39 protein-coding genes are annotated in these 20,495 nt (G+C 58.3%); 8 read left to right on the plus strand and 31 right to left on the minus strand.

What is annotated here, in order from left to right; translation table 11 throughout:
• Positions 1-58: 58 nt before the first annotated feature.
• The 9 genes from KDB76_RS12880 to KDB76_RS12920 form a co-directional block, all read right to left on the minus strand.
• Positions 59-1,243 (minus strand): DUF3596 domain-containing protein, encoded by a 1,185-nt coding sequence (locus KDB76_RS12880; protein WP_038409473.1) that lies wholly within the window; start codon positions 1,241-1,243, stop codon positions 59-61.
• A 169-nt stretch (positions 1,244-1,412) separates the two neighbouring features.
• On the minus strand, positions 1,413-1,589 hold the full coding sequence (locus KDB76_RS12885; RefSeq protein ID WP_167506586.1) for a hypothetical protein: 177 nt from the start codon (positions 1,587-1,589) through the stop codon (positions 1,413-1,415).
• A gap of 38 nt (positions 1,590-1,627) precedes the next feature.
• Positions 1,628-1,942 (minus strand): hypothetical protein, encoded by a 315-nt coding sequence (locus KDB76_RS12890; protein ID WP_038409474.1) that lies wholly within the window; start codon positions 1,940-1,942, stop codon positions 1,628-1,630.
• A gap of 63 nt (positions 1,943-2,005) precedes the next feature.
• Positions 2,006-2,179, minus strand: a complete 174-nt coding sequence (locus KDB76_RS12895; RefSeq protein WP_158491226.1) for a hypothetical protein — start codon at positions 2,177-2,179, stop codon at positions 2,006-2,008.
• A gap of 46 nt (positions 2,180-2,225) precedes the next feature.
• Positions 2,226-2,411 (minus strand): hypothetical protein, encoded by a 186-nt coding sequence (locus KDB76_RS12900; protein ID WP_038409475.1) that lies wholly within the window; start codon positions 2,409-2,411, stop codon positions 2,226-2,228.
• On the minus strand, positions 2,408-2,812 hold the full coding sequence (locus KDB76_RS12905) for a phage protein NinX family protein (protein ID WP_200873967.1): 405 nt from the start codon (positions 2,810-2,812) through the stop codon (positions 2,408-2,410). The genes KDB76_RS12900 and KDB76_RS12905 overlap by 4 nt, the downstream gene beginning before the upstream one ends.
• On the minus strand, positions 2,809-3,030 hold the full coding sequence (locus KDB76_RS12910) for a hypothetical protein (protein ID WP_226342908.1): 222 nt from the start codon (positions 3,028-3,030) through the stop codon (positions 2,809-2,811). The genes KDB76_RS12905 and KDB76_RS12910 overlap by 4 nt, the downstream gene beginning before the upstream one ends.
• Before the next feature lie 56 nt (positions 3,031-3,086).
• Positions 3,087-3,350: a hypothetical protein gene (locus tag KDB76_RS12915; RefSeq protein ID WP_038409476.1), complete on the minus strand. Its 264-nt coding sequence runs from the start codon at positions 3,348-3,350 to the stop codon at positions 3,087-3,089.
• Complete coding sequence (locus KDB76_RS12920) at positions 3,347-3,724, minus strand: HNH endonuclease (protein WP_038409477.1); 378 nt, start codon at positions 3,722-3,724, stop codon at positions 3,347-3,349. Before KDB76_RS12920 ends, KDB76_RS12915 begins: the two co-directional genes overlap by 4 nt.
• Before the next feature lie 181 nt (positions 3,725-3,905).
• Between KDB76_RS12920 and KDB76_RS12925 the strand changes: the two genes are divergently transcribed.
• Positions 3,906-4,205, plus strand: coding sequence for a hypothetical protein (locus tag KDB76_RS12925; RefSeq protein WP_038409478.1), 300 nt, complete (start codon positions 3,906-3,908; stop codon positions 4,203-4,205).
• A gap of 47 nt (positions 4,206-4,252) precedes the next feature.
• On the opposite strand, the gene KDB76_RS12930 is transcribed toward KDB76_RS12925, so the two are convergent.
• Positions 4,253-4,963: a hypothetical protein gene (locus KDB76_RS12930; protein ID WP_049870811.1), complete on the minus strand. Its 711-nt coding sequence runs from the start codon at positions 4,961-4,963 to the stop codon at positions 4,253-4,255.
• Positions 4,964-5,053: 90 nt separating this feature from the next.
• Here KDB76_RS12930 and KDB76_RS12935 point away from each other — a divergent pair, with 90 nt between their 5' ends.
• The gene (locus KDB76_RS12935; protein WP_038409479.1) at positions 5,054-5,857 is read left to right on the plus strand and encodes a DUF3825 domain-containing protein; all 804 of its coding nucleotides are present in this window, start codon (positions 5,054-5,056) and stop codon (positions 5,855-5,857) included.
• Between the two features lie 124 nt (positions 5,858-5,981).
• Here KDB76_RS12935 and KDB76_RS12940 read toward each other — a convergent pair whose 3' ends face one another.
• Complete coding sequence (locus KDB76_RS12940; protein WP_038409480.1) at positions 5,982-6,494, minus strand: hypothetical protein; 513 nt, start codon at positions 6,492-6,494, stop codon at positions 5,982-5,984.
• A 108-nt stretch (positions 6,495-6,602) separates the two neighbouring features.
• Between KDB76_RS12940 and KDB76_RS12945 the strand changes: the two genes are divergently transcribed.
• Positions 6,603-7,292 (plus strand): hypothetical protein, encoded by a 690-nt coding sequence (locus KDB76_RS12945; protein ID WP_144241763.1) that lies wholly within the window; start codon positions 6,603-6,605, stop codon positions 7,290-7,292.
• A gap of 25 nt (positions 7,293-7,317) precedes the next feature.
• Here KDB76_RS12945 and KDB76_RS12950 read toward each other — a convergent pair whose 3' ends face one another.
• From KDB76_RS12950 to KDB76_RS13025, 15 genes are all read right to left on the minus strand, one after another.
• A complete protein-coding gene (locus tag KDB76_RS12950) occupies positions 7,318-7,512 on the minus strand; it encodes a hypothetical protein (RefSeq protein WP_038409481.1) in 195 nt (64 codons plus the stop codon).
• Positions 7,513-7,515: 3 nt separating this feature from the next.
• The gene (locus tag KDB76_RS12955; protein WP_038409482.1) at positions 7,516-8,028 is read right to left on the minus strand and encodes a hypothetical protein; all 513 of its coding nucleotides are present in this window, start codon (positions 8,026-8,028) and stop codon (positions 7,516-7,518) included.
• 7 nt (positions 8,029-8,035) lie between these two features.
• Complete coding sequence (locus tag KDB76_RS12960) at positions 8,036-8,599, minus strand: siphovirus Gp157 family protein (protein ID WP_038409483.1); 564 nt, start codon at positions 8,597-8,599, stop codon at positions 8,036-8,038.
• Positions 8,596-9,327: a hypothetical protein gene (locus KDB76_RS12965; RefSeq protein WP_038409484.1), complete on the minus strand. Its 732-nt coding sequence runs from the start codon at positions 9,325-9,327 to the stop codon at positions 8,596-8,598. The genes KDB76_RS12960 and KDB76_RS12965 overlap by 4 nt, the downstream gene beginning before the upstream one ends.
• A gap of 186 nt (positions 9,328-9,513) precedes the next feature.
• A complete protein-coding gene (locus KDB76_RS12970; protein WP_038409485.1) occupies positions 9,514-9,819 on the minus strand; it encodes a hypothetical protein in 306 nt (101 codons plus the stop codon).
• A gap of 301 nt (positions 9,820-10,120) precedes the next feature.
• Positions 10,121-10,336 (minus strand): hypothetical protein, encoded by a 216-nt coding sequence (locus KDB76_RS12975; protein WP_038409486.1) that lies wholly within the window; start codon positions 10,334-10,336, stop codon positions 10,121-10,123.
• Positions 10,333-10,908 carry a hypothetical protein gene (locus tag KDB76_RS12980; protein WP_038409487.1) on the minus strand — a complete coding sequence of 192 codons (576 nt, stop codon included), beginning with the start codon at positions 10,906-10,908 and terminating at the stop codon, positions 10,333-10,335. Before KDB76_RS12980 ends, KDB76_RS12975 begins: the two co-directional genes overlap by 4 nt.
• The gene (locus KDB76_RS12985; RefSeq protein ID WP_038409488.1) at positions 10,905-11,108 is read right to left on the minus strand and encodes a hypothetical protein; all 204 of its coding nucleotides are present in this window, start codon (positions 11,106-11,108) and stop codon (positions 10,905-10,907) included. The genes KDB76_RS12980 and KDB76_RS12985 overlap by 4 nt, the downstream gene beginning before the upstream one ends.
• Positions 11,105-11,521 (minus strand): hypothetical protein, encoded by a 417-nt coding sequence (locus KDB76_RS12990; RefSeq protein ID WP_038409489.1) that lies wholly within the window; start codon positions 11,519-11,521, stop codon positions 11,105-11,107. Before KDB76_RS12990 ends, KDB76_RS12985 begins: the two co-directional genes overlap by 4 nt.
• Positions 11,522-11,533: 12 nt before the next feature.
• On the minus strand, positions 11,534-11,782 hold the full coding sequence (locus KDB76_RS12995; protein WP_038409490.1) for a hypothetical protein: 249 nt from the start codon (positions 11,780-11,782) through the stop codon (positions 11,534-11,536).
• A gap of 250 nt (positions 11,783-12,032) precedes the next feature.
• Positions 12,033-12,383, minus strand: a complete 351-nt coding sequence (locus tag KDB76_RS13005) for a hypothetical protein (protein WP_049870812.1) — start codon at positions 12,381-12,383, stop codon at positions 12,033-12,035.
• Between the two features lie 48 nt (positions 12,384-12,431).
• A complete protein-coding gene (locus KDB76_RS13010; RefSeq protein ID WP_049870813.1) occupies positions 12,432-13,043 on the minus strand; it encodes a hypothetical protein in 612 nt (203 codons plus the stop codon).
• A gap of 413 nt (positions 13,044-13,456) precedes the next feature.
• Positions 13,457-13,822 (minus strand): hypothetical protein, encoded by a 366-nt coding sequence (locus tag KDB76_RS13015; RefSeq protein WP_038409492.1) that lies wholly within the window; start codon positions 13,820-13,822, stop codon positions 13,457-13,459.
• 26 nt (positions 13,823-13,848) lie between these two features.
• Positions 13,849-14,415: a hypothetical protein gene (locus KDB76_RS13020; RefSeq protein WP_049870814.1), complete on the minus strand. Its 567-nt coding sequence runs from the start codon at positions 14,413-14,415 to the stop codon at positions 13,849-13,851.
• A gap of 85 nt (positions 14,416-14,500) precedes the next feature.
• Positions 14,501-14,686: a hypothetical protein gene (locus KDB76_RS13025; protein ID WP_038409493.1), complete on the minus strand. Its 186-nt coding sequence runs from the start codon at positions 14,684-14,686 to the stop codon at positions 14,501-14,503.
• Positions 14,687-15,115: 429 nt separating this feature from the next.
• Here KDB76_RS13025 and KDB76_RS13030 point away from each other — a divergent pair, with 429 nt between their 5' ends.
• Positions 15,116-15,442 (plus strand): DUF1654 domain-containing protein, encoded by a 327-nt coding sequence (locus KDB76_RS13030; protein ID WP_038409494.1) that lies wholly within the window; start codon positions 15,116-15,118, stop codon positions 15,440-15,442.
• Between the two features lie 217 nt (positions 15,443-15,659).
• Entirely contained in the window at positions 15,660-16,598 is a 939-nt protein-coding gene (locus KDB76_RS13035; RefSeq protein WP_038409495.1) for a sensor domain-containing diguanylate cyclase, read from the plus strand.
• A 29-nt stretch (positions 16,599-16,627) separates the two neighbouring features.
• On the opposite strand, the gene KDB76_RS13040 is transcribed toward KDB76_RS13035, so the two are convergent.
• The 4 genes from KDB76_RS13040 to KDB76_RS13050 form a co-directional block, all read right to left on the minus strand.
• A complete protein-coding gene (locus tag KDB76_RS13040; protein WP_038409496.1) occupies positions 16,628-16,996 on the minus strand; it encodes a hypothetical protein in 369 nt (122 codons plus the stop codon).
• The gene (locus KDB76_RS13045) at positions 16,996-18,114 is read right to left on the minus strand and encodes a hypothetical protein (protein WP_038409497.1); all 1,119 of its coding nucleotides are present in this window, start codon (positions 18,112-18,114) and stop codon (positions 16,996-16,998) included. The genes KDB76_RS13040 and KDB76_RS13045 overlap by 1 nt, the downstream gene beginning before the upstream one ends.
• A gap of 189 nt (positions 18,115-18,303) precedes the next feature.
• A complete protein-coding gene (locus KDB76_RS29785; protein ID WP_038409498.1) occupies positions 18,304-18,558 on the minus strand; it encodes a hypothetical protein in 255 nt (84 codons plus the stop codon).
• Between the two features lie 2 nt (positions 18,559-18,560).
• The gene (locus KDB76_RS13050; protein WP_038409499.1) at positions 18,561-19,403 is read right to left on the minus strand and encodes a S24 family peptidase; all 843 of its coding nucleotides are present in this window, start codon (positions 19,401-19,403) and stop codon (positions 18,561-18,563) included.
• A 96-nt stretch (positions 19,404-19,499) separates the two neighbouring features.
• Between KDB76_RS13050 and KDB76_RS13055 the strand changes: the two genes are divergently transcribed.
• From KDB76_RS13055 to KDB76_RS13065, 3 genes are read left to right on the plus strand one after another with little or no spacing between them, the layout of a single operon-like run.
• Positions 19,500-19,748 carry a Cro/CI family transcriptional regulator gene (locus KDB76_RS13055; protein WP_016486618.1) on the plus strand — a complete coding sequence of 83 codons (249 nt, stop codon included), beginning with the start codon at positions 19,500-19,502 and terminating at the stop codon, positions 19,746-19,748.
• 27 nt (positions 19,749-19,775) lie between these two features.
• Positions 19,776-19,967: a hypothetical protein gene (locus tag KDB76_RS13060; protein ID WP_012053015.1), complete on the plus strand. Its 192-nt coding sequence runs from the start codon at positions 19,776-19,778 to the stop codon at positions 19,965-19,967.
• Positions 19,968-19,985: 18 nt separating this feature from the next.
• Positions 19,986-20,174 (plus strand): hypothetical protein, encoded by a 189-nt coding sequence (locus tag KDB76_RS13065; protein WP_038409500.1) that lies wholly within the window; start codon positions 19,986-19,988, stop codon positions 20,172-20,174.
• A gap of 121 nt (positions 20,175-20,295) precedes the next feature.
• Here KDB76_RS13065 and KDB76_RS13070 read toward each other — a convergent pair whose 3' ends face one another.
• Entirely contained in the window at positions 20,296-20,478 is a 183-nt protein-coding gene (locus KDB76_RS13070; RefSeq protein ID WP_158491227.1) for a hypothetical protein, read from the minus strand.
• Between the last annotated feature and the right edge of the window lie 17 nt (positions 20,479-20,495).

Below are 20,495 nucleotides of genomic sequence, written 5' to 3' on the forward strand. Positions count from 1 at the left end.
CTGCGTCAATGCCGCCGGACATGACCCATTCCAGCTTTTGCAACTTGATCTTTTCGGCTTACAACGCGGGGTCTAGAGATGATGTTGTCATAACGCTGGCATTACTCGCAAAAAGAGCCTCTGCGCGGCCTCCGGCTCCTACGTCAGCGGATGGCATCCAGCGACCATAAACCTTGGCGATCATGGTCCAGTCTTTGTGGCCCATTTGCTGAGCAACCCACATTGGATTTTCGCCAGCGCTGAGCATCATTGAGGCGTATGTGTGTCGGCTCTGGTAAGGGCGCCGCCACCGTACGCCTGCTTTTTTCATTGCGGGAATCCAAATCACTCGGTAGATATAGCCGGCATGTCGCCATGGTTCGCCAGTGATGGTGTTCAGAAAAACATGCTTTCCGGCCAGGAAGGTCAGCTCCTTTTGCTTGAGCAGCGCCTCTCTTGCAGGGCCGAGCAGCTTAACCGTTCTCCGGCTAGATGCGGTTTTGGTAGACTCGGGAACCTTGGCGGCCCTGGTCTTGGCTCGAACAATTCGGACTTCCCCGGCGATCCAATCAATATCCCCCCACTCCAGCGCGATTAGCTCACTAGGACGAAGGCCCGTCCAGAACGCGAACTGCAGCTGAGCCCAAGTCTCCCCCCGTGCCGCCCTTAGCAGAGCCTCTTGCTCCTCCCGGGTGAACGGATCCACATCATCCTCCTCCTTGATCTCCTCCCGATTCTTGTATGCCCATCCCGAAAGAGGGTTGCTCTCAATGATTTCGTCCTCTACTGCATCATTGAGCGCCGACCGAAAGCAGGTCTGAACTGTGGTCAGCCTACTGTTCGAAACCTGGTAATCGGACAACTGATCCTTGATTACCTTCTTGTTGAGCTCTCCGAGCGACAGATTCCCAAACATTGGCTTGAGTATCGATCTGATGATTGACCGGTATAGGGCCGTGGTGCTCGATTTGAAGGTCTTCGTTTTCCGCTCCAGCCATTCGTCCAGGTAGACGCCGACATTCTGGTTTGAGCTGGCCCTGGCAAACTGGGCGGCGCGCTTTGATCGCGGGAATGTGGCGGCGTAATCGAATGTGCCATTTGATATGGCATACTCGATTGCAGACTTGTGCTGCTCCGCCTTTTTCAGGTTAGCGGCGGTGGGCTTGAGCTGGACCCGCTCCCGGCACCGGACGCCCTGGTATTGGAATGTGATTTCGATACTACTTGAAGACGCGGGCCTGACGCCTCCCCCATCTCTACCCATGAGTAATACCCCTCAACGTCAATTAAGATTCTTCCGTCAGGCGCTTTGCGCCAGACCATGTGCTTCGGCCATTTGCCGTCGCGAATTTTGGTCCTTATGGCGTCAGGTGTGTAGCCAGATTCTCGGGAGAATTGTTCCACGGTCTTGTATCGGACCATTGCGCGCCTCCTCAGGCCGTGAAGTGGTATCCGACCTTCGCCGCGCGGGCGGCTTCCTCGGTGCGGAACATGAGCCGGGTGGTGCTGACGCTGCCCCAGCTGTTGTATTCGACATCGACCCACCAGGCGCCGAACTTGCGGTACGGCTCGCCGAGGATCTTCGTGACGTAGCAGTCGATCAGGTTCATGGATGGTCTCCACGCCGCCGGTGGCGGCAGGTTAGTGGTCAGTCGCAGGTGCTGGAGCTGGATCCGCTGTCGCTGGAACTGCTGCTATCGCTCGACGAGTAGCTGCTGCCGCTGTCGTAGCTGCTGTAGTCCCGACTGGTACACGAACTGCTCGAGCGAGCCGGCTCGTAGCTGTCCGCCAGATGTATGGGATGCATAGGGCTGACCGGGCTCATGGGGTTGAGCGGGTCGAGCATCGGGTCTTGCCGGCCAGATGCTGGGCTTTGCCCGCGGGAATACCCGGTGGGGCCTAGCGCGCTACGTTGTTTCGGCTTCTTCTTACGCTTGAACAGGCGGGTCAAGAAATTGAGCATGAGTCTCTCCATGCCCGCGCATGTCGGCGGGCTTGAGTAGTTGGGGGAGGGTTTAGGCTGGAGTCAGCCGCAGCGGACTCGCGGCGAATGGAAGGTCTGCGGGCGCGCAGGGCGAACGGCTTCGAAGTACAGCGCCCACATGTCGTCCCAGGCTTCCTTCATGGTGGTACCCTGGCCGGTGCAGCCCATTCGCCGGCACCACCAGGAGCCGTTCCAGTAGGTCATGCGTGCTTTCATGGTCGCGGCCCCCTGTAGATCAGGTAGGCCATGTAGGCGAGGGCGATCATGGCTGGATGCTCCAAGCGATTGCCATCGTGATAACGCCAAACCATCCGGAGATGGCCAGGGCTCTGTAAATGATGCGGTCACGCTCAGCCTTCAAGGCTCTACGCAGCCATTCGGACTTCTCAGTGATGAGCTGGTCGGCGAACTCGCAAGCGCGCTGGAACTGTTCGTCAGAAACGCTCATGGCATCAGCTCCTTCGGCACCTGCACGGTATCGCCGAGCTTGTAGCGGACTAGGCCTCGGCAGAATGCGATAAGTGGCGTGGGGCCGTAGCACCAGACCGCATCACCATCTGGACCCGCGCTATAGCGGGTGCTAAGGGGTACTCCTCGATCGTGCTGAACGCTGCCTCCATGCTTGTCGATCAGCGGGCCGCCGCAGTGCCAGCAGCTTGAAGGGGTGTAGCTCGATTGGTCTTCACCTCCAACGCTGAGAGCCAGAGAGCCGAACAGTGCGAAGGGCTTTGGGGGCTCGTCCTTCCGGGGCGACAGCATGATTGTGCTGATGCCCTCAACCTGCGCCACAGCCCAATCCAGCGCCGCGCCGACCAGGTTGGATACCCTCACTTCGATCAGGTCGGTCATGGCTGCACCTGCGCCGGGTAGGGCGGTTGGGTTGAGATGGACAACGAGCCGACCAGCGGAAGCCGCGCCCAGGCGCCAAAGTGGCCATGGCCAACGAAGTACTTGGTACCTGCCGCCATGGATGGCCCGAAGGCCGGAAGGCACAGCGCTTTCTTTGGCTTACGCCACCAGATCGCCCACCGCCAGTAGCCGCACTTCAGCTCCCAGCTCAAGATCACAGCTTGGTCTTTCGCGCCGTAGCACCACTTCAGTCCGATAAAGAGCCTTCCAATTTTCACAGTTGATACCTCTCATCAATCCAGCGCCCAGGCGCCAGAGCGGGTGTAGGTTCGGGTTGGGTTTCGTGCGGGGAAAGCTGGCGCTGGTTGCCGGCCTGCAGCTGGCTGTCGGGGATGCAGCTGATGCCGACCCCATTCAGCAGGTAGCAGGTGACGCCGCGCTGGCTGTCGTGCTGCACGCCGATGATGTTCTCTTGGGGGTGAGGTGCTGCGCTGGCGCCGGTGGCCAGCAGCAGGAGGCAGAGGGCGAGGCGGGTCATGGCTGCTGCACCTTTTCGAAGTGGAAGACGACCTCGGCCCCTGTCTCGGCGATCAAGCCGTAGGCCTTGGCCAGGCGGTAGATGGGGTGGTACTGGTTGAGGCTGTTGACGTGTCCTGCCAGCCAGCGGCGCCAGTCCTCAAGCTGCATGCGGTGCTTGCTCAGGTTGCAGGGCACGCAGGCGGGCATCATGTTGGCCAGGTTGTGGTTGGCTGGCCGGAGGGCCGGGACCGTCTTCGCCGCTTCGCCAGTGTTGCGGACGACTGGCTCGAAATGGTCGGCGTGCCAGCGCTCGCCCAAGGCGTTGCCGCAGTAGGCGCAGCGGCCGCCGTATTTCAGGCGGATCTGCTCACGCTCAGCTTTCTTCAGGCGCACGGGTGCTCCTTGGCCGCCATATCGCGGCAGTGAGTTGTACAAGTGGTTGGGTTCGGTCCAAGAAAATCGGCCGGTGGTCCGATTCAGTTCTCAAACTAGGCTTCCGCGGTTGTGTGCCACCTGGCCTTAGCTATGGTGAGAGTTCACCCGTGGCATACAACTAAAATCGTAGGAGGCCGACATGAGGATTCGCGGTGAAGTTTTCTGGCAATGGGCTGATCCAACGCTTCACCACCGTGCTCACGACGAAACCCTCGGCGATGGAGCGCACATTGATGTTCAGGTGCGCCTGTCTCGAACGGGTAACACGCAGATGTTCATCGGCGTGTATTCGCCAAACGGGTTGGCGATCCACGAAGAGGCTTTCGATTCCCGACCTGGCGAGTCAATGACCAGGGCGCTGGCCTGGGGAGTGGGGCGGGCTCGCCGGATCGCCACCGATACCCAGCCGAAATTCGATAAAGTCGCCTGCTCGAAATAGAGGGGACAGGGGCTACAGCTGAGTGGAGTACAAAAGTACTCCAGTGGTCAGGAGGGCTTGCGATCCAGGGCGGCGCGGGCTTGCCCTAATTTCCTCAGCCCCTGGTGGACCGGGCAAGGACCAGCAGCCCAAACTCCGTTATATCCTTTTGGTGGGCAGCAGCAGCCTTTATGGCGCTCGTCGATCTCAACCGGCGCGCTAGGCTCTGCGCTGGCGGATAGGGACTTGATCTTGTCTGCCAATTGCAGATAGCTGGTTCCTGCCGCATCGCCTCGGCCAGATTCATATTCAACTGCCGGTAGGGCCTCACGCAGCAGCGCATCCCGGTCGGCCAGCTTTTCCCCGACCTCATGCAGATCGTTGTGCAACTGGGTGAATGCGGCTTCGACCTTGCTGGACACCGGGCCGGTGCCGGCGTGTTCCGCCCATTCGCGCTCGGCAATCATCGCGGCCATGGCTTCGCACTCCGCCAGCTGGGCGCGCAGGGCGTCGCGCTCTTGCTCGACGCTGGCGCATAGGCTAGCAACCTCATGCAGTCTTGCTTCGCACCGCTCAACCTCGCCAGGATCGGTGTGGTGCTGCGGTTCTGGATGCGTTTCGCGGTAGCCCGCCAGGAACAGCAGGTAGTCGCTGTGGGTGCGCTGGTCTTCGAAGCCGGTGCTGTCCTTGCGCAGCTCCGCCTCGCCCAGGCCGAGCGGGTTGAGCCTGATGAACACATCGCGTGGGTCGGTGTTGCTGGATCGGTTTTCTGTGGGCATGGGGGTACCTGTGAGTGGTGGCATTCTGATGGCTGAGGTGATAGCTTCAGTCTTTTGACGGAACACCACTGGCTATCAAGGAGAGCAGCGTTGAACATTGAAAAACTGCAAGCGGATATTGGAGATCCATACACTCAGCGACTGATCAAGAGGCTTCATGACTTCGCTTATATCCCAGCAGTCGTGCTTGAAGAGTTAAAGCGAAGCGCGCTCACTGAGAACTGGGGTAGTGACCTCGGTGCTTTAAAGAAGTACTTGGCGGTTAACGTTGCTTGGAGCATTGAACAAGGCCGCGTTACGTTCGGACAAGATCAGTTTTATATGACCGCCGGTAACTTGCAGACCCGCTACGGAACACCGCTATATCTGGTGTTCATGGCTGGTGAGGAGGAAGAAGGACGGTCACCATGGAAGCTTATAAAAGCGGGCTCTCACATCAACGCCCCATCACTGCCGTCCCCACCCGATATTCCGGAGGGGGCAGAGATTCCGAAAGGTGCAGAAATTGTAATGCACCATGATCACATGCTTCAGGATAACGCAGACCGAGTAGGATTCTTACAAGATGTTCCCCCAGTAGCCCAGATGTGCGCAATATCTGGCGCAATCCAATGGTCGTTGAACCGCAACCTGCAGCTTCGATACTGGTACTACGGGCGCATGAACTACTTGGTTCCTCTTTATTTACGCGATCGTGAAGATATCACTGCTGCTCCGGACCTAGTTGCGCCTATTCAAATTACCAACGACCAAATACTGGTTCGGACTGTTCTAGAGCCGCACATGCCTTATTCCAATGCGCGGGTTGGAGTGAAAAGGCACGACCTTTTGCCCTCTTGGATGCTCCGAACCTGGAATGAGCATGCTGATGCTGTCCCTAACGGAGACGAATGAACAGCTCTCCTGCCCGCACTTCTGAAGATTTAACCAGATGGGCTAATGGTGATCCTCAGTAGCGGACCGCCCGCCGGGGAGGCGTTATCGTTGAATAGGGGAAGGCGCTGGCAGGCAGCGCAGGTCAGGCTGGTGCGAGTATTTCGTCGCCTGGGTCTTGCTGAATCATCAGCATGCTCTTCCTGTCGAAGGCCATGGCCAGTCTCGGAGATATGCTGATTTTGTGCCGCGGCGGGGTGAGAAACTTCGCCGCGTGCAGCCTGCCCAGGGCGTGGATGCCGTGAATCAGCGCTTCGATCATCTGGCTGTACGTGGCGTCTGCCCAGCCGCATATGGCGCGCAGGTGCTGGCCGGTTCGCTTCCTGGCTGACAGCCGCAGTGGCTCAGTCCGCACCACAGACCGGTGAGCCTCGATTTCGTGGCGCGCGATCCTGAACAGCGCGTGATGCCCGAGCGCTTCGATGTGATGAATCATCAGCGTCATCGCCTCGCCCTGTTCCTCGATCCCGGCCCACTCCATCAGCTCCAGCAGGGCCTGTTTAGTCCCTGGTCGAACCTTCAAGCGCAGGTCTTCTTCCTGCAGGCGCTCTGCCTTGGCGCGGCGCTTCTCGTCGCGGTCCTTCTGAGACATCGCCATACGGCACCTCCTTCAATCCTCAGGCGGTTTAGGTTTTGAAACAGCATGGATGGCCCCTAGGCGCTGCTGCTAGAATTCGTGCGAACAGATCTTGGAGATATAGGTCGCATGGTTAATGTTCGAATAGCTCTGCTGGGCGTGAGCCTTGGACTGGCCGGGATGGCTGCACAAGCTGAGCCGTTATGCGACTGCAGCAAAATAGTTGGGCAGTGCGCGGCTTCAATCAAAATGAAATCGTTGAGTGGTTCGAAGCCATCGTTCACAGCAAACTATACGATCACCTCGACAACGGCGAGTTGCTCGAAAGTCTCCTACAACATTGATGGTACTCCTTACTTCAACATTCTGGCGGGCACGAACAGTGTTGAAGAAAGCACCTTCGGTACCGAACCGATCTCCATGAAGAACTTCTCCGCCCTACGCTGTGAGATCTGTGCATCAGCAGCGAATCAGCAAGGGAATGAAGGTGCTCGTCCTCCTTCTGTCAATCAAATTGACCCAAGAATTGCTCGCTTCGTGGGTAGCTGGAGAGGAACGCTGAAATGGATGCTCTTCTCAGACCCGGTTACTATCGAACTAGAGGTGCGGCAAGGACGCCTGACTGGGCGGGTGATTGGAAAAAGTGGCACATCTGAGTTCACCAGCGTTACCGTCCACGGCAATTCCATTACTTACGGCTTCATTGGTATGGATGGAGGCACCTATTCCTACACAATGGCCCTTCAGAGCGAACACTCTGCAAAAGTGACCAGCAACGGCAGTCTGACCTTTGACGGAGTTGTACGACGCAGTAACTAGTCTGCTGGGCGGTAGGTTGAACTGCTCACGCCGCCTTGTTCTTTGCAGCGCGCTTCGGATTTTTCTGTTCAATCTCAAGATCCATGTCGTTCCAGCCGGCCAAGAACCAGGAGCCGTGGAACGTGTGAGAGGCGAATGGGTTGGCCATCTTGCCGCCACCGTTGCGGCGGCATTCCCGGCCAAGGTAGTAGACGCTGGGGTGCTCGCCGTGGTCGCTCATGGCCTATCCCCTATGTCGCTGAAGCGGGAAGTTGATCTTGTATGCAGCCAGGATGCGCTCCAGCTTGCGATTTCCGATTCCGAGTACTGCGGTAGCCCGGCAGCGGGACATACCCTCATCACGCAAGGCAATGATCCGGTCTGCCAACTCCCGATCAGCAGTCTCTTGAGCGGCGGCATCCTTCACTGGCTGGACCTGGCGTGGCGGCTTGCAGAACCTGAACCCTTCGCGAGCGGCTACGCCCCAAAGCGCGCCCTTGGTCTCGCCGAGGAGTTTCGCTACCTCGCCACAGGTCATGGTCTTGGCGAGTTCGGCGATCTGTGCTGCGCGAGTCCTGGCCCGGCTTTGTTGCGGGTGTTCCGACTTATGCGCAGCAGGCTTGGCCCGCTTCGGCTTGGGCTCAGGGTGCTTGCGCTGCGGCAGCGGCCGGTAGGTGAAGCCCTCCAGTACGATCAGCTGGCCGCCAGACGCGAAGAAGGCCGCTTTGGCGGCCTCCAGGTCGATTGATTGGTTCATGCTCGCCTCACTTGATGCGGATCGAGCTCTCGCCGCGCTCCAGATGCGCCCAGCTTGGCTCAGGGATGAGTTCGTCTTCGCAGTCTTCGCCGGCGGCCATGCGCTTGCGGACCGCCTCGTTGTGCTCACGCCATTCCTTGAGTTTGGCGGCGATGGCGTTCTTGTCCGGCGCGATCTTGGTCACCACAGAAGTCAGCTCGTCCGGTACCGCCTGCTCGTTGTCGACGATTACCTTTTCCTTGCCGGTGACCAGGCTGATGGTGAACAGCGGACGCTTGATCGACTTGATGTTGGCCGCGTCCATATTGCGGCGCAGGTAGTCGGTGATAGCCGTGACGCTGTTGGCCTTGATGCGCTTGAGTTCGTTGAGGCGGTCGATCTCGGCGTCGATCGCGCCGATGTCCCCTTCGATGTTCCGGCGCAGCATGACGATGTTGTCAGCCTTAACCTCGAACTCGCCTTGGATGCCGGCCATGGTGTCCTGAATGGCCTGCTTGAGGCCTTCGTCGTCGGTGTCGCACATGGCGGCCAGTTCGGCCATCTGTCCGGTGAGTGCGTAGAGCTGGGTCATGCTGCGGCCTCCTGCGGTTTTCCGGCTTCGAGGTTCTTCAATTCAAGGGAGATTCGGGCGGCGCCTTTCTCGTCCTTGCGGCCGATGAGCTTGCGCACGGCATGGTCGTGGATCTTCTTGCGCTCATGCGGCGTGACCGCCTTCTGCATTGTCTCGATCGTGTCCTTGATGAAGTCCAGGCGCTCCTGCTGCTGGCGCTCGATCTCGGCCTGCCGGTCTTCGGCCTGTTCGATCGCCTGCTCGGCCTGCAGCTGCTGCACGTAGTTCACGTCATCGAACATGCCCAGGAACACGTCGGCGCTGAAGCCCAGCATGGAAAGAGCCTTCTTGATGGCGTCGGTCAGCGACTTTTTCGGTGCCTCGCCATCGGTGGTGGTGCCGTACTTCGACTTGTAGAGGTACTGGGTGCACCCGTACTGCTCGATCTCGCCGCGCTGGCCGTCGAGCACAAACCAGAAGGTGATTTTGATGGTGTGGTTTAGCTCGAAGCCCAGGCTGACGCGCTTGTCGCCTTCGCCGCTGAACATCTCGGCGCCCTTGTCGAAGCGCTCCTCAACCACGTTCCAGCCGAAGCCGATGCCGGCCGGCCCGAAGACCTCAGTGGCCTTCATGATCATGGCGGTGCCGTTCAGGCTGGTGATCTGCTGGCCGCCGACCTTGGCGTCCTTGGTGAATCGGGTGTCGGTCGTCTGGACCTTCTCCCAGATGCGCATGTTGGTAGTGGACATTGGAAAACCTCGCGCCAGGCCGGCGCCGTCAGTTGAAAGGGGAAATGCCAGATCACCCAGGCACGGAGGTACGCTCCAGGCCCTGGCTGCGGTGGATGGTTGCGCGCTCTCGCCGCTTACGCTCCCGAATGGGTACGGTTATCCCGAAGGCCCGCCGTGCTCGGCTACGTGATTCTGGCCAGGGGATCATTCGCCGCTGGTGTAGTCGCTGATCCACTCCCGAATTCGCTCGATGCCGATGGCATTCAGGGCTTCGTAGAAATCGCCATTGGCCTCAACCCATGCAGAGAAATGCTGTTCGCCCATGGCATTGAGGAGATTGACTGGGCCGGCTGTTTCTACGATGTCGGACGGCTCCACATCGTGCAGTCGATCTGATACTGGGATTTCCTCGACAACGGTGGTCAAGTCCGCCTCAACCGTTACCAGCATCGTGTCGCCGCAGTAGGCTTGGAGCTGAACGTCGTGCGCTCGGAAAGTGATGCTGCTCATTTGATTTCCTCAGGAAGTGATGGAGCCGGCCCAGGCGCTCGCAAGCATCCAGGCGGTGCAGATAAAAAGGGTGGCGAAGCTGCCACGCCAGGTGGCGATGCGGCGGGCGCGCTGGAAGCTGGTCATTTCAGTTCTCTCCACCCCAGCACGCTGCCAATGAAGATTCCGTCATGGGTAGCCCATCGACCTTCATTGGAGTGGAATCGACATCTCCATCGAACGCGTGATCCGTTGTCGAGTTGGCGCAGCGCTTGGACCACTCGGTCGCTATCAGGAACTCCTGATTTCCAGCCAACCACCTTCATGCCCGCACCTCGTAGGCCAAGGTGCACATGCCGCAGAGGTAGGCCCGGCCCGACCAGGCCGCAGGGTTCTCGATGTGAGCCATGCGCGCCTGATTCATGGCGTCTTCCATGGTCAGGCCCTTGAACACCATCAGGATGCGGTCATCTGGCACGGCCTGGGCAACCTCGGCCACCTGGTCGTCGATGATCGACGGAAAAATCGGCGTGGTCATGATGCCTCCTGCTTGCGGTAGCCGGCGCTGATGGCGTTGAAACATGCGCGCCACCTTGGATTGCACGGTTCGCACTCGTGAAGAGTTTCGTTTGGCCACATGGTCATGAATAGATCATCGGTGGCCTTATTCTTCTCTTCCGCCGCGATCTGCTCTGGCGTAGGTATGGGCCTAGCCATTTCAGCCCTGAAAACCTCACAACCAAGATCAGGTCCGCCGTCGACAGCAATCATTTCGGCGCCTGACCCCATTCGGAAGTGCGCTCTAACCACGACCTTAGCGCCAATGAACCCTTCCGATTCCTTGCGGATACACCATCCACCTCGCTGAATCTCGACTTCAGAGCCGATAGTGGGCAAACCTTCTCCGGTCCAAGGTTCAGGCCTGATGGAAAGGCTTGATACCTTGGGGAATACACAGCTGTCAGTTGCCTCGATCCAGGCGCTGCCGTCTTCGCTGTAAGCGAGGATCTGGTCACCCTCGACCTTGTACCAAGCGGAGAAGTAGAACTCGTTTTCGAGGCCGAAGTGCGTAGCGCCGTCCGGCGCGTTGCTCCAATCAATCCCGCTCATGCAGCCTCCTTGCGCCGAACGGCAATACGCCGAATGCGCTCGCAGTAGTGTTTGAACTCGTTGGAGTCGATGACGAGGATGGAGAAGTAGGCGACGACCATCGTCTCAGCCTTCGCATCCTCCACCGGGCCAGAGCCCGGCAGAAGCATCGTCTTGATTGCGGCCTCGATGGCGCTGGTAGCGATGCTGTGAGGGCTCATAGCCTTGCCTCGTCGGCGTCGTAGCTCAGGCCCTGGTCGACGTACTGCTCAAGCATTGCCTCGGCGATCTCGTACAGCTTGCCGTTTGCGTGATTGCTCTGGCCGACGATGTTCTCGACCATGCTTTTAACCGGGCCGCCGGTCAGGGCCTGTAGAAGAAGCTGGGCAAGGGCGGTGATGTCGTCCTGCTCGGCTTCCTGCAGCGACCGAAGGTGCTCGGCGACCTTGGCCACGAACTGCTCTTGGCGCACGCCCACCGGGCCGCCAAAACGCTGCGGGATCAGAACATCGCAGCCGCCGACCAGCTCCTCGGCCTTGCTCTCGATCCAGTTCTGCGCCGCTTCCTGATACGCCGAGTCGTCTTCCGGCTCAGCATGGTCGTACTGCCATTGTGCTGCTCGAAGTGCGCCCATGGTCGCCTCCAGTTACGGTTGGGATGCCCGATAGCGCCGCATGAGGCCTTTCGTCAGGCGCTGCATGATTCGCGGGTATCGGTCGGGGTGGTGAAGGCGGCAGTAGAGGTGCTCTCTGCCATAGCCTTCGTGATCGCAGTAGTCGCAATCGCAGTGCTTCTTGAGTAGCTCGCGTGCCTCTGCCGCGCATGCAGCACGCAGCGTGAACCAGCGACGACCACCGCCACGGAAGACGGCAGCAGTCTCGACTGTGACGGCCATGGTCGCCTCCAGGTGGTGGGTTACTCGGTGGGTGGGGAAGGGAGGGGCTGCCAGTGGGTCGGTTTCCAGCTTGAAGCCCAACTGCTTTGCGGCTCTTCCCACGAGAAGTACGGCGGATATCCGAGGGAGTGAGCAATCGAGCCCTTGCCGTATTCGCGGTAAAGCGACTCACGGGCACCGTATTGTTCGTTCCAAGCAAGAACCCTGGTCCCAACCTCCGGCAGCCTGTCGCTGCACTTGATCCAGCCGCTCATGGCTTCACCCGGGCGGCGAGCATGGCGCGTGCCATGGCGTAGGAGATTTCAGCGACGATGCGCATTTGCTCTCCTGAGCTATCGCCGGTGTCATCCAGTTCCTTCGCCTGCCATGCATTGGCCAGGTAGCCGTTCATTGCCTTGGCTGCGAAGTAGTCGATGATCGTCAGGCCAAAGCAGGTGCCGTGTCCGCCGTACTCGCTAGCTTGCACGGGGAAGGCTGGCTGCTCGCCGGCCTCTGTTGGCTGGCACTCGAAGCAGATACCGCCGACCTGCTCGGATTCTTCGATGCAGCTTGCACAGCGCAGGCAGCGGCCTACGCCAGATGGTTCTGGTGGCTGGTACATGGGTGATCCTCAGGACCGCATTGGCCAGGAGCCAGGCGGTCAGGTTGGTTAATTGGCGCACTGCAGGAGCAGCTGGTCGACCCGGCGGGCCTCGGCCACGTAAAGGCGCAGCAGGCCGATGGTGACCTTTGGGTTGGCCTCAGGCGCGACTCCGTAGCGCTCTATCCGCTCCTTGATCACAGCCAGTCGATACTTCCTGTACGCAGCGTGAGCATGCTCCGGCGTCTCGTAGTAGCCGATGATTTCGGTGTGCGTGTCGTGCTTGTACCTGGCCTTGTAGCGCTTTGAGTGCGGCGCCACGCCCATTGGAAGCGCGCCACCTCGAGGCACCATGTTCGACAGGAAACTGTTCACCCACACCGGGACGAAGACGCATGTCTCGGCGCTGTAGATCCTGTTTCCGGGTACGAGAAGGTCTTTATCCAGCACCAGGCCTTCGTGCTTTTGGCCGTCTGCCCAGGCCTTGAACCGCGATAGGCGCAGCCATTCATCGCTCACAGAGCACCCCTCGTAGGAGGGATTCTTGCGCTGATACCGATCTGAGTAGCAGCGCTCCAAAATTCCACGCCAGGCCAGATAAAACGGCGCTCGTCCTTTGCCTATGGCTCCTGCTGGCAGATCGTTTACGCCCATCCCGTAGATGAGCCGAGATTCGCGCATAAGAAGTCCTCAGGCGGGTGACCAAACCCACCGTGAAGGTGGCCTGGCGCCTGCCGATGCGGTCGTATGTGAAGGGAAGGTGTGAAGCGTGAAAGCCCGAGTACTGCCCGGGCTTTCATCAGAGGTATTGCTCTCTGAGGCAGTGCCGAGCTGGAAGGCCTCGGCGCGCTGTCCTGTTACATGGCGAATCCTCCAGTGATCGCACGCTGGAATCGCAGCGGCACTCAAGAATGGGATGCGGGATGCATCGGTGGCCACTCTCCGGGGCAAACCGGGTGTCGGGACGCCTCACCATGCGGCGAGACGCTACCCACGCTCACAATTCGCGGCGATCAACTCGCGTTCAGAGTGGCCGCCGATGCAGCCAGCGATGGGGAGCAGGGCATCGGGCCGTCTTTCCGGCTGTCAGGGAATTACGCTGGCTCGTAGGTGGCGGCGAAGATGTCTGGCTTGCAGGGGTATCGCTCACCCTTCACGCCGGTGATGATCCAGTCAGCAGGGCAGACGATATGACCGCCTTCCAGCGTCTCGATCCATCCATGTTCGTGCATGGTCTTGCCGCAGTGCTTGCACTCGGTATTTCCGTCAACATAGGGGTCGCGGAAATAGCGCACCACATCACCCTCCCAGCCATTCGCCTTTCGTTCAGCGGCCTTGAAAATGCGCATCTCGCCATTTTCAAGGCCGTCATGGTCTTTGCTGTAGTCGTCCGGGTGATCGCCATTCTTAAACCACTGTACTGCTTCGATTACGACTGGCTTTTTGCGATATGACGGCATCGTCTTGCCCTCCAGGGCGGTTGATTTCAGGTCGCGACGAGCCTGGCAGCCCTATCCAGCAGGGCAGTGCAGACACGCTCATCAAATCGGTCAGTGGTGCGGTATTGGTCCACCGCTTGCCGGATTACGCCGGCCTTGGCTGTAGCCCAGGCCCTGTGCGCTTCGTGCGGGCAGTCGAAGCTGCCGATGAAAAGGCGTTTGCCATGACCATCATGCGCACGAGCTATGTAGCGTTTGCGGAACAGGTACACGCCTGTCGGCAAAGCGCCTGAGCTTGCAGCGCAGTCGTTAAGCAGCGTGTTGATCCATATCGGCACGAAGACACAGGTGTCAGGCGAATAGCGTTTCTCCTGAGGCCTGAGAATGTCCTTGTCCAGGTGATTTCCTTCCCAAGGCTTGTCCTGCATCCAGCGCTTGAACACGCTAAATCTCAGCCACTCCGAATCAACCGAACAGCCTGCATAGCGAGCTGCTTCGTTCTTGCCGGGAGCGAAGCACCTTCTGATTACGCCCTTCCATCGGTTGTAGAAGGGGCATCCATTCGTGGTTCGCTCGTCGTTGATGCCCACGCCGTAGATAATGCCTTTTCGCATGGTCGTTCCTCTTGTCACCAAAACCACCTGGTGCAAGTGGCTTTGGTGAGCACCCGGTCGCCAAGGTGCTTCAGTGAATCGCCGGTCATGCTGCATTGCTGTAGTAGCTGGCCTGCAAGCCCCAGTGCACAACGTCCTGCTGAGCCAGGCGGTGCTGCACCCAGTCGGCTTCATCGCCGCTGACTTGCGCCTTGAGCTGCCAGCGGCGGGATTCGGCCTGGGCAAGATCGCGCTGGTGGTTTGCGTTGCGGAGCGCTTCACGGTTGGTCATTTCGGTGATCTCCAGTTGATTTCCAATGCCGGCTCAGTGAACCGGCATCAGTAAATCGTTCTGTTCTCTCTCAGGCCCCGGTCGCTCACCCGGTATCGCGCTTCCTGCATCTGTCGAGGCATGCGCGCCGCTTGGATGCCGCTCTATTGCGGCACACCTGATCGCACCAGAGCCCTGCGGGGATGGTGGCCTGCTATGCCTGCAGGCTCGGCGGTCTTGGTTGTTAAAGAGCGGTTAGGCTTGAGGGCCTCCCGAGGTGCTGTGTGGCGCCTCGATGGAATGAACGATAAGCCAATGCCTAATTCTTGTAAATAGTTAATGCCTAACTTTTTTCATTTGCGCCTAATCAGCTATTCGGGCTTGCATCGTTCGATGGCTCGGGTAAGCTCTGCCTAATACTGGATGGATGTACAGTTAACGGAGGAAGGTATGGCCAAGCAGAAGAAGTCGAACCCGCAACCTCGCCAAGAGATGACCGCCCTTGAGCGCTTGGGCCTGCGGGTGTCCTCGATGATCAATCACCCGATCGCGCAGTCGCAGCGCTGGGTGACAATCCATCGCCTGGACACGGATGGAGACATGGAGTGGGAGGAGGTGATGGGCCTGCTGGCCGAGACGCCGGAGCTTGACCTAACGTTCAACGACGACGAGAGCGTGACAGTGCGATGGGAGCTGCAGAGCGTCGAGGATCGCGACGACCTGGTCGTAGAGAGGGATTGGGTGGAGGAGAAGCTTGAGGAGGAGGCGCCTTTCTGACGAGCACAAAAAAGCCCGCACTGCTATGCGGGCTAACGTAGGGAAATCGGATGAGCCTTCACTGTGCAGGGCAGGGCGTGAAAAAAGCGTGAAGTCATAAAAACGCCCCTCTGAGCCTAAGGATTGGCCTTATAATCTGCCCCCGCAGGGAGGCTGCCCTTCACGGCTGCACCTGCTCCTGGCTGCATATCGCATTGTGCGCTCCCTGAGGTCTGTCATGAATAATTTTGAAAGCGCGTCTATCAGAGCGCTGACTTTTCTGCGTCAAAAGCTCGGCTTCCAGTTATGTATGGTTACTCGTGCAGAGGGTAACGATTGGACTGTATTGCACAGTGACGATAAAGGCTACGGAGTTGTCCCAGGTGATGTTTTCAACTGGGATGATTCCTTCTGCTGCGAGATGGTCAAAGGGCTGGGGCCGAACATAGCCGCTGACGCAAACCAGGTGCCGGCGTATGCTGCAGCCGAGATTGGTCGAAAAATTCCGATCGGCGCCTACATCGGCGTTCCCCTGAGATTCGCGGATGGTCGTTTGTTTGGGACATTGTGCGGAATTGATCCATCAGTCCAGCCGGACGATATATGCGAGCACCAAGAGCTGATCGAGGTGCTTGGTGAGATGCTTAGCACCATTTTGCAGATGGAACTGAGAGTCGACGAGGAGGAGAGGCGTGCGGAGCGATTCCAGGCCCAAGCCCTCACTGACGCCCTGACCGGACTATACAACCGGGGTGGCTGGGAGCAACTGCTCGCCAAAGAAGAGGCGCGCTATCAGCGGTACCGGCAATCATCTGTCGTGATAGTCGTCGATCTGGATGAGCTGAAAACCGTCAATGATCTCCAGGGGCACGCGGCGGGTGACTCTTTGATTAAACGCGCCGCGTCCGCATTACAGGCAGCCTCCAGGTCTGAGGATGTGGTTGCCAGGTTGGGAGGCGATGAGTTTGGGATTATCGGCGTTGGCTGTGACTTGGCCGCTGGCCATGCGCTCTGCAGTCGACTAGAGGCGGCACTTGACGCTGAAGGTATCAAGGCATCGTATGGCCTTGCCGTCACAACCAGAACTACTCGCATAGCAGCAGCATTGACCATTGCAGACAATGAGATGTACGAGCAGAAGCGTCAGAAGAAAGCGGCGGATCTGCTGGAGGCATGAAAAAGCCCGCCGAGGCGGGCTACTGCTCGTTAGGGCTTGTAGAGCCAATCGCGAGCCTCAGCGAGTGACCTTAATTCTTTGGACTTTCGCCTGATATCACTCTTTCCATTGCCTTCAAAATTTATGATCGCATGCTCCTTGAAAGGCGCTGGATCAGGTAGGGCTGGAAGCTCCAGGGCTTGGCATTCATCAGCTGTGACTGCTAGCACCCCGACCGAGCGGAGTCCAAGAGTATTGACGAAATGCTCGTGAGCCTGAGGCGGATCAATCAGATCCCCATCGTAGCAAGAAAGCTTCATTTCATCTTTGGGCGTGGGGCTGAAAGCCTGAGATGTGATCCGGCCGTCCTGAATCCAATTCGGATTAACCTGGCGTAAAAGACGTGTGTTTCCTTTCATTAAATCTCTCCCTTAGCAGCCTTAGAAATCAGGTCAATCAGACTTTGCAGGTGCTCAGGGTCACTCAAGTCAAAAACTTCTGCGATTTCTTGCTTGGTCTGGGTGTTGAAACAATGCACATCACCCTGGCGCGCTCCGAGGTCAATGTCCATGCTCATGTCTTGGTTAGCCGTTCTCCACTCAAGCAAAATCCCTCCATCCTCGGTCGGATAGATGTAGGGCGTCGGCAGAGTGGCCGGGTAGCTTGAAGCGAAAAACGACTCGAGCCAATCGAACTCAGATTTGCTAGGGACGGCGCCGATTCCGTCGAGCCATCCAGGCTTCAGAAGTCTGAGATCGTCGATGCGAGCCAAGGGATCATTGGTGTCGATGATGACGGCATCCTCAATCATGTCAAATGAGTCTAGCCGCTCATGCCGGTCAAATCGAGCTACACCAGAAATCGAGACCTTCACGCCTTTCCTGTAGCCGCTCGTTGCTTCGAGGATGGTATCGAGGTGGATCGCATCCACAGACGACGTGATCTTCCGACCAGTCGGCAATTGAAGCTCAAAACTCATTTTCGCTTGGTCAAGCTCTGAAACCAGCCCGCGAACGGTAACCTCCTCAGTGATTTCCTCGTTCTGGGAAGCTAGCAGTAGGCGCCTGCGCGTCAGCTTAGTGAGCCTTGCCGGTCTCGCTTGTCCAGGGAAAAACTCAAGGATCTCACCGTCGCGTAATCCTCGCCCAAAGCGATCAAAGTATCCGAGAAGATTTGCCGGGAGCTGGGTGATGGGTTCGTTGTGTTCCGCTGCATCAATTGCTCTGCCAATAGCGTCTGCGGCCCGGTAGAAGAAGTCTTCATTGGCAGCTGGGAACAGCCCAGCTGAAGGATCTTCGTACTCGATGACTATTGCTGGACAGGCGCTGCCTTTTTTCACCTCAGCCAAAGCAAGCGTAAGCGGGCTTGTGAAACCCTTGGGTGTACGCTGCCGGCTGTTGTCCTGGACATAAATCCACTTCGCTACTGCAATCAGAAACTCCTCTAAAACCGCAAGGTCTTTGAGAATTTCTAAGGGAATCGTATGGTCATCGAACCTTTTGCCGACCAGCCTTGGCTCAATCAGAGGGCGCTTCATGAGTTATCCGTTTCTCGTAATTGTTTTGAGTCCACCTTGAGGTGGGATGGGATCTGCCGGCTCATACCAAATGAGCATTCCACACCAGCAGCACCCAGTCCTGCCATTACGCTTGCTCTCTGAGGATAAGTCCCGCCTTCACCTCATCCCCATACCCCACCAACCGATCCTCCCCAGCCCGGCGGATCCTCACTCTGGCACCTCGCAAGGTGTCTTTACCCGGACAATTAGCCCCAGGTGGGTTTCCTCTGCATATCCGGCAAGCCTTTCCTCGGCGTCCTGAAAGGACCGGCACATCCTCAGTACGGCTTGAGCATCTGGGTCATTCCCGGACAGGCTGATGCGCTCAGCAATCCGTTTCAGCTCGACCGCTGACCATTTCAGGTCAGAGGCCAGGCCCTGGAGGTCGCGGCGTAGTTCTTGGTTGGGCTTGGTTAGGGGCATGGCTATACCAGGTGTGCGTTCCAGACCAGCAGCACCCGGGCCTGGATGTAGGTCATATCCCTGCGGATCAGCCGATCCTTGTGCCTCGGGTTGTCCGAAATCATCTCGTAATGCTCCTCATCAGCCACCTGCAGGCGCTTGATATAGAGCAGGTCATCCCAGACGAATAGGTACACCCCATCGCCCACGAAGTCGCGGACGTTGATGTTCACGATCAGCGGGTCGCGGTGCTTTATGGTGGGCTCCATCGACTGGCCCCAGCCGGTGACCACCTTCAGGTGGTAATGCTCTTCGAACTCGACGCCGATTTCCCGCAGGTGACTGGGGCTGACGCGAATATCCTTGAGCATTTCCGGGTAGTCGTGCGGGATCTGGCCGCCCCCCATTGCAGCGCGGATATCGTAGTGGGCTATCCGAACCTCGTCCCCGACCAGGCCGGGTCGGGTGAAATCTACGGTAATCACATTTCCTTCATCGGTCGCTTCGGCGGCTGCAATCAACTGCGCGCGCGCCGAATCCGACAAGTTCTTGCCTTGCTTGGCGAGCATGGCGCGAACCATGTCGGCAGCTGAGGTTGGCGCCGGCTCTGCGACAGGCTCCGAAGTGACGTCCTGGATGCTCTCGTAGGAGAAGCCAGGGCGAAGCCCCCAGTGCTCGGGACCCACTACGTCAGAAAAGTAAGCGATCACGTCCATCAGCTTGGACTTGTCGATCCTGCCGTTTTTCACCCAGCCCTGTACCGACGGAGGCTTCACCTGGAAGTCGTCTGCGAGCTGTTTCTTGGATACGCCTTTGGCGATCCGCGCAGCATCAATGGCTGCACCTAATTCTGGTCCGGTAAGCATTGCCTAATTAGGCCTATCGCCAGCGCGGTTAGGCAATGGCTTGTACGAAATAAGGTAATGCCTTATATTCATCGGTAAATCTCCAGGAGAGAACTCATGAAATCAGCAGAAGCAGCCAAAGAAGCATCCCGCGTGCTGGGCAGCCAGGCGGAATTGGCGCGCCGGCTGAATGTTGCGGCACCAACCGTCAACCAATGGTGTTCAGGAGAGCGCACGGTCCCAGCCAAGCGCGCACTACAGATTGAGGCGCTTACGAATGGCGCTGTGAATCGTGCCGACCTGTGTCCTTCGTTCCCATGGAGCCAGATCGACAGCAATCCGACCCACGCGCTTTCCGCCGCTTAATCACTTTCAACCACAAAGGAACCAACCGTGTCGTACTTCGACCCCGACCACCTGCACAACAAGCCCACCAAGGTTCGCTTGGATGAGGCTGCCGACGACTTGCTTTCGGCGATGGCTCGTTTCAAGCGCACGCAAAAGGCTGTGCTCGCCAGGGAAATTCTGGAGCGCGGTCTCGACCAGATGATGCAAGAGCTTAACGCGAAGACTGACGTGGCCTGAAGTGGCCGAGGAGGCCCTGTGCCAGAAAGCAAAGAGCTGGAGATCCAGCTCGACGGGAAAGGCAATTCAGATCTGGCGTATCTCGCCAGGCAGAAGGGCTTAACCCCTGAGCAACTGGCGGCACAAATCATCAATGAGGCTCTGAACCGGATGACGAGAACCGAGCCTGGCCGAAGCAATGTTCGGTCGTTTCGCAAGGGCTTATAAGCCCCTGAGGGACTCATGAGGAACTGCCGTTGAAAGCAGAAAAACCCAAAAAGCAGAAACGAAAAAGCCGACGGGCTAGGTCGGCTGATTCAACTGCATTCGTAACGCTTGTGTGAGGTCATCATATATGCATCAGACCATCCAAAGCAATACCGTGGCCCTCGCGCCACAAAATGCGAACCACGATTTCGTGGCGCACAACAAAGCATTCCACCAATCGGCAGCTATGCATGCCGCCAGGATGATCCGTTTCCAGTACAGCCCATCTGCCAAAAGCGAGTGCCGTCGCGAATGCGTCGAGCATCTTCGTGCGTCTCTGGC

Source organism: Pseudomonas sp. JS425, from assembly GCF_018223845.1.
GTDB classification, from domain to species: Bacteria; Pseudomonadota; Gammaproteobacteria; order Pseudomonadales; family Pseudomonadaceae; genus Aquipseudomonas; species Aquipseudomonas asiatica.